Genomic DNA, 13,214 nt, shown 5'->3' with positions numbered 1-13,214 from the left:
TAGAGAATCTTAGAAGAAGATGATATAATAACTGAAAAGGTTTTCATAAATTAAATATCTGCAGAACTTATTTTGCTCTTTAAACGCCCTTTGTATCTTATTAAATTGAACACGGGCTAAGCTCTGTGCAAAAAAGACAGCCCTCCCTTGAGTCTTTAGTGACTCGGCGGTCAGGCTCCTATTTTTGCTGTGAGCTTGAACGCCCTTTGTATCTTGTTAATTGAACACGGCCTAAGAGCTGTGCAGTGAAATCATCCAGTGGATGATTTCAGCCCGAACCCAGAAAAGGGAGAGTGAAGGGGCTGGAAATTTGTATCCTTACTTAGTTACCATCAGCCGTTGCCGTCTGAAGGTTTTGTCGCCTTAACAGTCGACCGCACCTTTCTAGTCGTTCTGGCAGGGGAGCGTCTGCGAAATCAGAGATTTCGGACTTACCGCCATTTTCATACGGATTTCTTTACGCCCTTTGTATCTTATTAAATTGAACACGGGCTAAATGCTGCGGAAAAAGAGAGTGATGAGAGCTTTCGTCTTTTTCCGCCTTTTTATACGGATTATGGCAAAAATATCAGTTTGGGTAAAGATATTTTTATTAACTCGGGCTGTCATTTTCAGGATCAAGGCGGCCTTGAAATCGGTGATGGCTGCTTTATCGGTCACAATGTCGTTCTGGCGACGGTTAACCATGACCTCAGGCCTTCAATGAAGCGCAAAAACCATTATGCGCCGATTAAACTGGGTCAGAATGTATGGATTGGCTTTAATGCAACTGTTCTCAGCGGTGTGACCATAGGCGACTGGGTCGTTGTGGCTGCTGGTGCTGTGGTCAGTAAAGATGTCCCAGCTTATAGTTGTCGGCGGCGTTCCCGCCAAAGTGATTAAGCAGATTGACCCTGACAGCTGAGAATAAAAACTTATTTTGTTTTTGAAAAATGGTATAATAAGGCATCAACAATAAAGGGGTTATTTATAAATGACTTACGAACAGGAATTTTTACGGGATTTTGAGGCTTGGATTGATTCACAGATTGCGGTGAACGAGATGGCTATGGCAGCCAGTCGAAAGCTTGCTGAGGAGGACAAGGATGAGCAAGCAGCTGATGCCTATATTCGCTATGAGAGCAAGCGAGATGCTTATCAGTTTATTCAGGGGAAATTTGATAATTACCGTGCCGGCAAGGGTTTTCATGATGCGCCGGATGGTTTATTTAAAAAGAGCACTTACTGACATTTTATGAAAGCGCAGATATATGAAAAAGAAACTATTGTTTTTACTTAATCTATTGATAGCAGCCAGTTTTTACCAGCTTGCAGCCTAGTAATTAGGGGAGGGGCTTCTTCTGAATCGACTGATCAGACGTCCTCTCAGTCTTGCATAGCGACAAGAAATTCTTCTTCCAGAGAAGAATCTCCCCTGTCTGGTATACAGCGGATTGGTAACGTTGACTACGGTTATGTTTATGTTCCTAACGACTGGGTCAGTTTCACAGATTTAGATGGCGGAAAGAGCTATCAGTATTCTGATTTGTCAGCCTATAATGCTGTAACTCTTTATGCTTACACCAAGGAAGACTTGGGTGCCGAAACAATCAAGGGCGATGTTCTGGAGCGAACTGCAGCTGCCTGCTTTGCCAATCTAAAAGAAGCAGGCCTTTTTGATGGACTGACAGGCTCAAGGGCAGCTATTTCAGGCAATGATGCTTATCAGATTTACGGCACTGCAAAAAATAAGGGGAAACTCTTTTGTGTCTGGTTCTTTACAACCGAAAAAAATGATAAAGTTTACGATGTTTCCTTAGAAGAGGATCAGGATACCTTTGCAGAAGAACTGGCTTATGTCGAAGAAACATGGACAGGACCGAGCTAGATTGCTTTTTGCTGGAAATTCTGTTAAAATAAAAAGCATTCAGAGGTATTTTGAGTTTGTCTGTTTACAGAAAGCGGTGGGGCTGAGAAATCCGTACAGATGTCAGAAGAGTTGCTGAAGATTAGAAGAAAGATAAATAGAGCAGCGGGCTTGAAGCCCGAATCTGGGTGGTACCGCGGAAATCACAATGAGATTCGTCCCTGTCAGAATTGACAGGGACGTTTTTCTATTGCAGCAGAAAAATTTGGTGAGCTGATGTTAATTTATTGGCCATTAAGCAGAAAAAAGAGAATTAAGTGAAACAAGCACTTGAAAATGTATTATGGCTTTCCCATCTTTATCCTAGGATATAGAGATGAGGTATTCAGCTATAATATCACAACAGCCAGTTCATCCTATAGTTTAGGCGATATGGTTGTCATTGGTTTGTTTGAAGGGAACAACGCTGTCCGGCAGATTCAAAAATATGGTTCTTTTACACTTAATATTCCTGAAAGAAAAGAAGCTTGAATTATGGAAAGCGCTGGCTTTATGACAGGTCAGGATAAGCTCTCAGAATTATCTGTATCGTACAGTCAGGCTGAAACGATAGATGCTCCGCTGCTGACAGCCTGCCCGTTTAATTTGGAATGTCAGGTGGAAACTGTACAGCAATGGGAACATTATGTCAATTTCACAGCTCGTATCACTAAACGATGGGCGGACGACAGATTGTTTGATGAGAAAGGCTATTTCAGAAGCACAGATTTTCACCCCCTTATCTATATGGGGACAGTAAGAAGAGGACTTACCGCTATCTGGACGAAGAAGATTCAGATCAGTCAGGCAGTTTCATCAAGAAAGCAAGGAAAAAATATGATAAAAATTTTAGGGCAGGTCAAAGATAAGATTTTACCTGCGATAGAAACCGACCGTCTCTACTTGCGTCAGCGGACAGTCGCAGATGCAGCTGATATTTTTGCCTATGCCAGTCTGCCGGAAGTTAGCTGGCCGGCGGGCTTTCCGCCAGTACAAACAGTAGAAGAAGAAATTTACTACCTTGAGCAAATTTATCCGCAAAATCTGCAAAAAGAAGACCTCCCTTCAGGTTACGGCATTACTATCAAAGGCCAAAATAAAGTAGTAGGTTCACTGGATTTCAGCCACCGCCATGCAGATGATGTGCTGGAGATGGGCTATACTCTGCACCCCGCTTACTGGGGACAGGGCTATATGCCGGAAGCTGCACGTGCACTGCTGGAAATAGGCTTCACTTTGCTTAATCTTCACAAAATCGAATTGACCTGTTATGACTATAACAAACCGAGCCGCCGTATTGCCGAAAAACTGGGCTTTACCTTAGAGGCCAGAATCCGTGACCGCAAAGATGCCCAAGACAGACGCTGCGCCAGCCTGCGCTACGGGCTGCTCAAAAGTGAGTGGGAGGGGAAGGCATATTAAAGCGGCCCTACTACCTAAGGAAATTTCTTAGTTTTGACAAATCTTATATAGTGAAATATCTAAATAAGACTTTAAACATCTGGGGAACTTGGTTTGAGTATTACGAAACTTTGAATAAATTATAAGGAGTGAGTTAATGAGTATTGCAACTATGGCTGAGTTATTAGCAGCTTTTGGGATTGGGACGATAGTCAGTGCTATTTTTACTTTTATCCAATCCAGCAAGAGAAATCGACTAGATTATATTACAAAAGAGCGCTCTAAATGGCGCAGAGAAATAAAATTAATAGCAGTTAATTTATCGAATAGGAGGAATCGTCTATCGGCAATAAACAGGCTTAAAACACTGATAAATTCATATGGTTTTAGAATGAATTTCAAATACTCTCAAGAATATTACATGAAAGATGGGCATATATGGGATTTGTTGGATAGTTTTGATTATTCGAATGACCAAGTAGATAAACTAGTTAAATACTTAGAATTACTCTTAAAATATGATTGGGAGCGTTCTAAAAAGGAAACTCAATTTCAATTTCTGAGATATTCATATAATGTTATTCGTTGTCTAGCATTACTATTTTTGCTCGCTACCTTTTTTATATATACTTCAAATATTAATTCGAATCATTATTACTTTTATATATGTATGTTTTTTGATTGGTATTCAATTATTTGTTTATTTGCACAAGATTTAGTGGAGGGATCATGGGAAATAGATTCATTCATCTCTTCAAAAAAACAGTTGATGTTGTTAGTTTTCTTTTATATAATTCCTTATATGTATGTAATAATAAAACTTATACATTTTTATACAAATAAATTTTCTTTTTATGAAAATTTTGTTTTTATATTATTTATAGTAAGTATTTTAAGTGCGATATATTTTTTCTCAAAACATTTTGGGAAAAAACAGGAATATGTAGCAAAATTAAAAAATATTGATTTTGAAAATCCTAAGATGACAGAACAAGTGAATGAATTATACAATGAAATTAATCACTTGCAAAATCAGTTATATAGATTTGATTATCAAGTAACAAAAAATGAATTAAGCAAACTCAAAAATAAAAGAGATAAATTGAAAGTTCATCTTAATGAAAAACAGAAGGAGATACAAAAATGAAACAACTTTCACCAAAATACAATCCGGCCGAGGTTGAGGCTGGGCGTTATCAAACTTGGTTGGACCAAGATGTTTTTAAGCCGTCGGGGGATAAGAAGGCTAAGCCCTATTCCATCGTGATTCCGCCGCCCAATGTTACTGGGAAACTGCACCTGGGGCATGCTTGGGACACGGCCTTGCAGGATATCATTATCCGCCAGAAGCGCATGCGGGGCTTTGATACCCTCTGGCTGCCGGGGATGGACCATGCAGGGATTGCCACTCAGGCAAAAGTCGAGGAGCGTCTGCGCGAGCAAGGGATTTCCCGCTACGATCTGGGCCGTGAGAAATTCTTGGATAAAGTCTGGGAATGGAAGGACGAGTATGCGGCCACCATCAAGGAGCAGTGGGGGAAGCTGGGGCTTTCTCTTGATTATGCGCGTGAGCGATTTACGCTGGATGACGGTTTGTCGAAAGCTGTCCGCAGGGTTTTTGTTGACCTTTATAAAAAAGGCTGGATTTACCGCGGTGAGTTCATCATCAACTGGGATCCGGCTGCCAGAACAGCTCTGTCAGACATTGAGGTTATTCATAAAGATGTCGAGGGAGCCTTCTACCATATGAACTACATGCTTGAAGATGGTTCGCGCGCTTTAGAGGTCGCAACAACACGGCCTGAAACCATGTTTGGAGATGTGGCTGTCGCTGTTAATCCGGAGGATCCGCGTTATAGAGACCTGATTGGCCAAAATGTTATTCTACCAATCGTCAATAAAGCTATTCCAATCGTGGCTGATGAACACGCTGATCCTGAGTTTGGAACGGGGGTTGTGAAAATCACCCCTGCTCATGATCCGAATGACTTTGAGGTCGGTCAGCGCCATAACCTGCCTCAGGTTAATGTCATGAATGATGACGGAACAATGAATGACCTGGCCGGTGAGTTTTCCGGGATGGAGCGTTTCGAAGCCCGCAAGGCAACAGTTGCCAAACTGGAAGAAATCGGTGCCCTTGTCAAGATTGAAAAACATGTCCATTCTGTCGGTCATTCAGAGCGCACCGGTGTCCCAGTTGAACCGCGCCTGTCCACCCAATGGTTTGTCAAAATGGATAAGCTGGCTAAACATGCTATTGCCAATCAGGCGACAGATGATAAGGTAGACTTCTATCCGACACGCTTCAACGACACCTTCCTGCAATGGATGGAAAATGTTCACGACTGGGTGATTTCCCGCCAGCTCTGGTGGGGACACCAGATCCCTGCTTGGTACAATGCTGACGGGGACATCTATGTTGGAGAAGAAGCTCCGCAAGGTGACGGCTGGACACAAGACGAAGACGTCCTTGACACCTGGTTTTCTTCTGCTCTCTGGCCGTTTTCCACTATGGGCTGGCCAGACACTGAAAGTGAGGACTTCAAACGTTATTTCCCAACTTCAACCCTAGTTACAGGTTATGATATTATCTTTTTCTGGGTGTCGCGCATGATTTTCCAATCTTTAGAGTTCACCGGCCGCAGACCCTTCCAAAATGTCCTGCTTCACGGCCTTATCCGCGATGAACAGGGCCGCAAGATGTCCAAGTCTCTTGGAAATGGCATCGATCCTATGGATGTCATTGACCAGTATGGAGCCGATGCCCTGCGCTGGTTCCTCTCCAACGGTTCTGCCCCAGGGCAGGATGTCCGCTTTTCTTACGATAAAATGGACGCTGCTTGGAATTTTATTAACAAGATTTGGAATATATCCCGCTACATTCTCATGAACAATGAGGGCTTAGAGCTTTCTGCAGCCAGTGAGAATGTGGCTAAGGTAGCAGCTGGCCAGGCCGGCAATGTGACAGACCGCTGGATTCTCCACAACCTAAATAAGACAATTGAAAAAGTAACTGAAAACTTTGATAAATTTGAATTCGGAGTGGCAGGCCACAGTCTTTATAACTTTATCTGGGACGAGTTTGCCGATTGGTATGTGGAGCTGACTAAAGAAGTGCTTTACAGCAACAATGAAGATGAAAAAATCATCACCTGCTCTGTTCTGCTTTATACCTTGGATAACATCCTGCGCCTGCTTCACCCTATCATGCCTTTTGTAACTGAGGAAATTTTTGGCCAATATGCTGATGGTTCAATCGTAACAGCAGCCTATCCGCTAGTGAACCCTGCCTTTGATAATGCAGAAGCTCACAAGGGAGTGGAAAGCCTCAAGGACTTGATTCGTGCGGTACGCAACAGCAGAGCAGAAGTCAATGTTGCCCCAAGCAAACCCATTACCATCCTTATCAAGACCAGCGACAGCAAACTGGAGCGTTTCTTTAAGGAAAATATCAGTTACATCACACGTTTTACCAATCCGGAGCATTTGGAAATTTCTGAGCATATTGAAGCTCCGGAACTGACAATGTCCAGTGTGATCACAGGAGCGGAGATCTTCCTGCCGCTGGCTGATCTCCTTAATGTTGATGAGGAGCTGACCCGCCTCAGTAAAGAACTCAGTAAGTGGCAGAAAGAATTGGATATGGTCGGCAAAAAGTTGGGCAATGAAAAATTTGTTGCCAAGGCCAAACCGGAAATCGTCGAAAAAGAACGGCAAAAACAAGCCGACTACCAAGCTAAATACGATGCGACAATGGCGCGGATTGAAGAGATGAAGAAAATATGAATGAAATTTCTAATATGATTGCTAGATTGAAGGCATATATTAATCAACATGAGAAACTAATTAATTGGATAATCGCTCCTATAATAGTTGGATTAATTTTAATTGTTCTTCCTATTATTTTTAGTAATGTAGGAAAGTATTTTGGAAAGGTTAAAATAACAAATAAGAGCTTTATAAATGTTCCCAAAACTGTTAATGGTGAAAAATTGGGAAGTGATGATACAAATGTTTTAGAAAATTATGTTCAAGCTAAACTAATTATTGAAAATAATAACTTTGAAAGTACAATTCATAAGTTGATTTTGAGAGATGTGACCGTTGAACCATACCAGTATGTTGATTTAGTTATTCAGAATGGTTTTGATAATGATACTCAGATTGTAAATTTTTACAGGTTTAATAACGGAACTCAGAAGAGTGACACACAAAAATATGAAGTTAACATTAAATATCATAATTCAATAAACAATAATACTAGTATCATTGAGAATAGATTAATAGATGGTAAATCATTAATGAGTGGTGATATTGAATCAATGTTTAAAATTGACTTGTCAAATTCTAAAATTAAAAAATATTTTGATGATACAATTCCCGATTATAAACAAGACATTGAAATTAGTATACACTCTAATCATGAAGAAAGTAATATAGTCATACCATATTTAAGTTCAATAGGAAAATTCAATAGAAACCTTGGAGGAATTGGGGGGCCACTCGATGAACCTATTATACCTGTACTTGAATTAATAAAACCATATAAACAAGATTATAGTTTTACTATTGATCAAAATTTAATGGAAGGAAAAAATTATTTTAAATTTAATATTTTAGTTGATAAAGCTAGTTTAATAACTTACAATATTACCCTGCGTAATGATAAAGGAGAGACTATAGTAAGTGCTAGACAAAAAGAGCCTATTCAAATAAGGTTTCCCCAATACAAACTTTCATCTCCTTATAAAGATGATATTTATTATTATATGACAACCAATAAATTGAATGAGAGTAATATTAAAGAGGTTGAGTTCCGACAACCATCTTTAGTAAATAGTATTGATAAAACTAAGAAAGAATATAACTTACAAAAATAGAAAATCTATCTAATATTCAACAAACATCAATATCTGTATTTACTGGTTTATTCTCTACAAACGATTGATTTGAGTGTTACTTTCTCTAATCCTTGAACCACTTCTTGTAACTTATTAATCACACCCCCTAAGGTTTGAAATGCTTTATGCTTAAAATCACGATTACGAATTTCAGTCTAGACTAGGGCAATGAGATTAAGCTTTCTGAAAGAAAACTTTCAGCTTCACTTAAGGAAAGCTCTGTATACTATAAACATCCTAGAAATAGGAATCCTAAAACTTTTCTTTTTCATAAATCTCCTAAACCAAGCCCAGCTCACAGCTGGGCTTGGTTTTTGTATAAAGAGGCAAAATATTGCAGTCTAATTTTCATATATGAAAATATGGCTGAAGGGCTGTATTTTTTGATATAATAAAGGTGGTATGAGGAGGAGAAAGAGGCTGTTTTATCTTTGATGCCGACTGATTTTTTTGTTAGAATAAACCATATTGGCAGTACATCTGTCCCAAATATTTGGGCTAAAAATATTGTGGATATACTGCTGGAAGTGAAAGATTATTGTGCTATGGAGCGGGTTAAAGGACTGCTGCTGGATCATGGCTGGCGCTGCATGAATGAAACCAAAAAGAGGGCTTCTTTTAACAAGGGCTATACAGATGCCGGTTTTGCTGATCGTGTTTTTCATTTGCATTTACGCTTATATGGTGACTGTGATGAGTTATATTTTTGCGATTATTTGCGCAGACACCCAGAGATTGCTAGGGATTATGAGCGTTTGAAACTGTCGCTTTGGAAAAAGTTTGAGCATAATCGTGATGGCTATACAGAAGCCAAAACAGACTTTATTAAGAAATACACGAAGTTAGGAAAAAGTGAGTTTACAGGGACAGACAGGTATCCTAAAAGCTGAGGTCCGATTTCCTTTGTTTTTTTGTGGCTTTGTCCTTAAGGAGGTGATTGCCATGTCACTTATTTTACGTCCTATGGCTCCGGAAGAATATCCGCTTTTGGAAGAATTCCTCTATCAGGCAATTTTTGTACCTGAGGGTTACCCAGTTCCTGACAGACAGATTGTTCAGCTGCCGGAACTGCAGCTATATATCAAAGATTTTGGCCGAGATTTGCACGACAAGGCCATGGTGGCAGAAGTAAACGGTCAGATTGCGGGAGCAGTTTGGGTGCGGATTATGCCTGATTATGGGCACATCGATGATGAGATACCGTCGCTTTCTGTTTCACTGCTTCCTTCTTACCGCGGACAGGGTATTGGCAGAGCTTTACTGGCTGCTTTTCTTGTCTGGCTTAAAATGGAGGGCTGTCAAAGGGTCTCTTTGTCTGTGCAAAAGGCCAATCCTGCTTTTTACCTCTACCAGCAGCTTGGTTTTCAGATTTTTCGGCAAAATAAGGAAGACTGTATTATGATTTGCGATTTATCCAACTTGTAAAACCGCAGCTGTGATGCCGTGCTATTTGTTAGCCTCTTTTGTCCAATTCCCCTGGGGCCTAATGTTCTATAAAAAATAATCTGCAATCCTAGGATACGAGTGCGGCTGCACTATGGGGACAGCCCTAAAGCTGCTAATGGCTCGGCGGCCGGCTTCAATGTTTTGACTTTGCCTTAAAACGCCCTTTGTATTTTGATGGGAGATGATGTTATGACTTCAGCTTTGTTGGCCTTTCTTGCGATTGTACTTTTTATGATTCACGAATTTGAAGAGATTGTGAGAGTTCGCCCTTGGATTGACAAGAAAGGGAGTGATCCTAGATTGGCGTCAGAAATGTTTATTTCAGGAAGAGCCTCCTATCCGTCAGCAGAGACGGTGGCTGCTTTAATCATGGAAGAGTTTATTCTGGCTGGTTTAGTTCTTTTTGCAGGCATTATTTTTCGTCTGCCGGAATTAGTCTTAGCGATTACATTAGGACATACGCTGCATTTGTTTGTTCATATCGGTCAGGCCCTTTCTTTTCGTATTTGGGTGCCTGGCAGCATCACGTCTGTTTTAACCATGCCTGTGCTTTTACTGAGTATTGCTGTCTTTATTCTTTCTCAGTCTCTTAACTGGCTTCTTTTGTTTATTTTAGTACCGCTGATTTTTGCTGCTTTACTGCTTAATCTAAACTTTCTTCACAGTCAGTCCGCAAAGGTTGAACAGCTTTTGCATGGTTAGTCATGCAGGCTATTTGTACTTTGCTGCAAAAACGAGTTCTGCCTGCTGTTTTGATGAGATACTGTCAAAACAACATTAGCTTTCTTTTCTTTATGCAAAAAGCTCTGTCCATTCTGCTGAGGAATTTACAGAGCTTTTTATCTTAAGAAATTTTAAGGAAGTAAAATCATTCTGAGGCTTTGCTGGATAGAAGAGGTCTGTAAGCGAAAAAATGTTTTTTCCAAATATGTGTAAACACTGTCAGCAAGCTTTATTTTGATCGGATAAGAGCTGAGCGCAGCAGCATCAAACCTGTATAGAGGGCGATAAAAACGACTAGAATTTTAAGCTTATCGATATCCAGGCTGGTCAGGAAAAATGCTGCGATTAAAACACCGAAGACTCCGCCGATAATGATACCTAATACCCCGGGCCAGTGTACTCGGTCTGATTCGATAAACTGTTTGGAGCCGGCAACCATAATCATGGCTGCATTTAACATCATAACCGGAAGTGCAATAGCCGGGCTGATTCCCATCAGCGAGAAAAAAATAAGTTCCGGCGCATAATTGCCCAGTCCCATAGTCATCAGCATTCCGATGATGAAGTCAAAAACGATACCGATAAGCAGTCTGATTCCCGACAGACCGCGAATATCGTTAGCAATATCTGCACCAGGATTTGTCAGCATACGGTAGACCATAAAAAAAGCCGCAATAATCAGCAGAACCCCTAAAACCATCTGGACTTTCTGAGTGTTCCAATTTTTGGTCAGCCGTGCTCCAAGAAAAGCGCCAGAGAAGGCTGCTGCCGCCATGCAGACTAGGGTAGTCAGATCCACCTCCACAATAGTAATAAAACACAGGGCCTCCACTAAAACCGGAATAACATGGGCCGTTGTCATAGTCGCAGGAATTTGACGGTCATCCTTAACTAGCTGGGTGGCCTTAAAAAGTGTCGTTGTTGTCGCAAACGTTCCGATTCCCAGTGTATCTAATAAATCAGTCACTAAACCGATTCCAAAACCCGTAAAAAATCGATCTCTTAAATCAATCTGCCGTCTGCGGGCATTTCTCACTATTAAAAAAATGACCCAGACAATTAAGCTGACCAGCATCAGCTGAATCATATGAAGTATAAGTGAATTAGTCATAGCCCTATTATAGTCAATTAAAACGATTAAGTAAATATCGTTTTTTATTGTTTCTTTAATTTTCAGAGGCTGCCTGCTCGTAAAGCTCATTTTATTTTTGCTATAATAGAGTCAAAAAGGAAATATAGGTTATGTCTTTGGAGTCTGAATTTTTCAAGAAAAAACGGGTCCTTATAAATGAACTTCTGCCTTTTGGCTTTAAAAAAGAAGGTGACCTTTATAATTACCGAGAATTATTTATGGATGGGAATTTTGAAGCTCAGCTGTCTATTGAGGCTGACGGCCGAGTCAGCGGCCGTGTGGTTGATACTGAGATAAATGATGATTATTTGGCCCTGCGTACTCAGCGGCAGGCAGGCTCTTTTGCTGGGCAGGTCCGGGCAGCCTATGCTGCCATTTTAGAAAAAATAGCCGACTGCTGTTTTGAAGACCGGCCTTTTGTAACTGAACAAGCTGACCGTTTGCTTCACTATATTGAAAAGACCTACGGTGATCAATACGATCATCCCTTTGCCAAATACCCTGATTTTGCAGCCTACCGCAATCCCATAAACCGAAAATGGTACGGTCTGATTATGACTGTCAACCGCAGTAAACTGGATTCGGGCAAAGAAAAGAGGAAGCAGAAAGAGACGGATGATGAGGTTGAAATGATCAATCTAAAAGTAAAAAACGATGATTTAGCCCATTTGCTTACCTGTCCTGGGATTTATCCTTCTTACCATATGAATAAAAAGTTCTGGGTTTCAGTCATTTTAGATGAAGATGTTTCCGATGAGCTGCTTTTTTCTTTAGTTGATAAAAGCAGAAGACTAACGGAGAAAGGCAGTTTAGGCAGTGCCGATGGCCCTGATTTTTGGCTGATTCCGGCTAATCCCAAATATTATGACGTTGATGCTGAGCTTGCAGCTCAAAAAATGATTCATTGGACACAAAAAGCGTCGATAAAAACAGATGACTATGTGGGTATTTACATCACAGCGCCTGTGCGTTCCCTGCGTTATCTCTGCCGAGTGTTAGAGGCTGATATCCCTAATGAAGCCTATCCTGACCGTTCTAAAACAAAGAGACTCATGCGAATTGAGCTGCTGACCCAGTTTCCGGACAGCCAATTCTCCAGCTCTGTTTTAAAAGAATACGGTGTTACTAATATCCGAGGGGCACGGCGGATGACCAAAGAACTAGTTGCTGAGGTGAAAAAGGCTCTTAAGGACTAGAAGTATACTGCAGGTCTATCATTCGGATTGCAGGCTGGCTTAAAATGAGAAGATAGGGTGTGAGCCTGTCTTAATCGTCTGTTAAGACTGATATTTTTTTGAAAAAACAGCTAAATAGGCAAAAAGACTTTTCTTTTGCCCGTCAGAAGTGTATAATAAGCCTATCTTTATTTTTTCTAAAAAAAGACGATCAGACCGTCGTTTTTATTAATTTGACTGATACCAATTAGTTACAGTAAAGAGAGAGCACGGGCTAAGCTCTTTGCAAAAAAGACAAAGAAAGTTTAGAATTGATTTCAAGTCAGCTAGCCGTAGCCGTCTGAAAGCTTTGTCGTCCTAGCGGCCGACCGCAGCTTTCTAGTCGCCTTGGCAGAGGTACGCAGACGAAATCGAAGATTTCTGGCTTACCGTCATTTTTGCTGTGAGCTTTAAACGCCCTTTGTATCTTGGTGAAATTGAACACGGGCTAAGCTCTTTGCAAAAAAGACAAAACTTCCTAGAAACTGAGGTTTCTTCGTCAGTTTTCCTAT

The 13,214-nt window shown here is 40.7% G+C and carries 11 protein-coding genes and 2 pseudogenes; 12 read left to right on the top strand and 1 reads right to left on the bottom strand.

Features of this window, described 5'->3' with window-relative positions; genetic code table 11:
• Positions 1-507: 507 nt before the first annotated feature.
• The 11 genes and pseudogenes from A0O21_RS06990 to A0O21_RS06940 form a co-directional block, all read left to right on the top strand.
• Positions 508-904: pseudogene (locus tag A0O21_RS06990) on the top strand (acyltransferase); the annotation flags it as partial.
• Between the two features lie 69 nt (positions 905-973).
• On the top strand, positions 974-1,228 hold the full coding sequence (locus A0O21_RS06985; RefSeq protein WP_067063475.1) for a DUF1912 family protein: 255 nt from the start codon (positions 974-976) through the stop codon (positions 1,226-1,228).
• A 297-nt stretch (positions 1,229-1,525) separates the two neighbouring features.
• Positions 1,526-1,867 carry a hypothetical protein gene (locus tag A0O21_RS10655; protein WP_082854430.1) on the top strand — a complete coding sequence of 114 codons (342 nt, stop codon included), beginning with the start codon at positions 1,526-1,528 and terminating at the stop codon, positions 1,865-1,867.
• Positions 1,868-2,182: 315 nt separating this feature from the next.
• Entirely contained in the window at positions 2,183-2,377 is a 195-nt protein-coding gene (locus tag A0O21_RS11120) for a hypothetical protein (protein ID WP_335740066.1), read from the top strand.
• 345 nt (positions 2,378-2,722) lie between these two features.
• Positions 2,723-3,307: a GNAT family N-acetyltransferase gene (locus A0O21_RS06970; protein WP_067063473.1), complete on the top strand. Its 585-nt coding sequence runs from the start codon at positions 2,723-2,725 to the stop codon at positions 3,305-3,307.
• Positions 3,308-3,443: 136 nt separating this feature from the next.
• Positions 3,444-4,433, top strand: coding sequence for a hypothetical protein (locus A0O21_RS06965; protein ID WP_067063470.1), 990 nt, complete (start codon positions 3,444-3,446; stop codon positions 4,431-4,433).
• Positions 4,430-7,072: a valine--tRNA ligase gene (locus A0O21_RS06960; protein WP_067063468.1), complete on the top strand. Its 2,643-nt coding sequence runs from the start codon at positions 4,430-4,432 to the stop codon at positions 7,070-7,072. Before A0O21_RS06965 ends, A0O21_RS06960 begins: the two co-directional genes overlap by 4 nt.
• On the top strand, positions 7,069-8,166 hold the full coding sequence (locus A0O21_RS06955) for a hypothetical protein (protein ID WP_173644633.1): 1,098 nt from the start codon (positions 7,069-7,071) through the stop codon (positions 8,164-8,166). Before A0O21_RS06960 ends, A0O21_RS06955 begins: the two co-directional genes overlap by 4 nt.
• Before the next feature lie 419 nt (positions 8,167-8,585).
• Positions 8,586-9,077, top strand: a pseudogene (locus A0O21_RS06950) (GrpB family protein); the annotation flags it as partial.
• Positions 9,078-9,129: 52 nt separating this feature from the next.
• Positions 9,130-9,612: a GNAT family N-acetyltransferase gene (locus A0O21_RS06945; RefSeq protein WP_067063464.1), complete on the top strand. Its 483-nt coding sequence runs from the start codon at positions 9,130-9,132 to the stop codon at positions 9,610-9,612.
• 210 nt (positions 9,613-9,822) lie between these two features.
• Positions 9,823-10,335, top strand: a complete 513-nt coding sequence (locus A0O21_RS06940; protein WP_067063461.1) for an HXXEE domain-containing protein — start codon at positions 9,823-9,825, stop codon at positions 10,333-10,335.
• 250 nt (positions 10,336-10,585) lie between these two features.
• Here the strand turns inward: A0O21_RS06940 and A0O21_RS06935 are convergent, their stop codons facing one another.
• A complete protein-coding gene (locus A0O21_RS06935; protein WP_067065212.1) occupies positions 10,586-11,467 on the bottom strand; it encodes a sulfite exporter TauE/SafE family protein in 882 nt (293 codons plus the stop codon).
• Between the two features lie 131 nt (positions 11,468-11,598).
• Here A0O21_RS06935 and A0O21_RS06930 point away from each other — a divergent pair, with 131 nt between their 5' ends.
• Positions 11,599-12,684, top strand: coding sequence for an MmcQ/YjbR family DNA-binding protein (locus A0O21_RS06930; protein WP_067063458.1), 1,086 nt, complete (start codon positions 11,599-11,601; stop codon positions 12,682-12,684).
• Positions 12,685-13,214 lie beyond the last annotated feature (530 nt).

This window comes from Streptococcus pantholopis (assembly GCF_001642085.1).
GTDB lineage: Bacteria > Bacillota > Bacilli > Lactobacillales > Streptococcaceae > Streptococcus > Streptococcus pantholopis.
This window is presented reverse-complemented; position numbering and strand designations above follow the sequence as displayed.

Excerpts from the sequence above, each read along its gene's own strand:
- A0O21_RS06985 (WP_067063475.1), top strand. The coding sequence starts at position 974 with ATGACTTACGAACAGGAATTTTTACGGGATTTTGAGGCTTGGATTGAT.
- A0O21_RS11120 (WP_335740066.1), top strand. The coding sequence starts at position 2,183 with ATGTATTATGGCTTTCCCATCTTTATCCTAGGATATAGAGATGAGGTA.
- A0O21_RS06970 (WP_067063473.1), top strand. The coding sequence starts at position 2,723 with ATGATAAAAATTTTAGGGCAGGTCAAAGATAAGATTTTACCTGCGATA.
- A0O21_RS06965 (WP_067063470.1), top strand. The coding sequence starts at position 3,444 with ATGAGTATTGCAACTATGGCTGAGTTATTAGCAGCTTTTGGGATTGGG.
- A0O21_RS06960 (WP_067063468.1), top strand. The coding sequence starts at position 4,430 with ATGAAACAACTTTCACCAAAATACAATCCGGCCGAGGTTGAGGCTGGG.
- A0O21_RS06955 (WP_173644633.1), top strand. The coding sequence starts at position 7,069 with ATGAATGAAATTTCTAATATGATTGCTAGATTGAAGGCATATATTAAT.
- A0O21_RS06945 (WP_067063464.1), top strand. The coding sequence starts at position 9,130 with ATGTCACTTATTTTACGTCCTATGGCTCCGGAAGAATATCCGCTTTTG.
- A0O21_RS06940 (WP_067063461.1), top strand. The coding sequence starts at position 9,823 with ATGACTTCAGCTTTGTTGGCCTTTCTTGCGATTGTACTTTTTATGATT.
- A0O21_RS06935 (WP_067065212.1), bottom strand. The coding sequence starts at position 11,467 with ATGACTAATTCACTTATACTTCATATGATTCAGCTGATGCTGGTCAGC.
- A0O21_RS06930 (WP_067063458.1), top strand. The coding sequence starts at position 11,599 with ATGTCTTTGGAGTCTGAATTTTTCAAGAAAAAACGGGTCCTTATAAAT.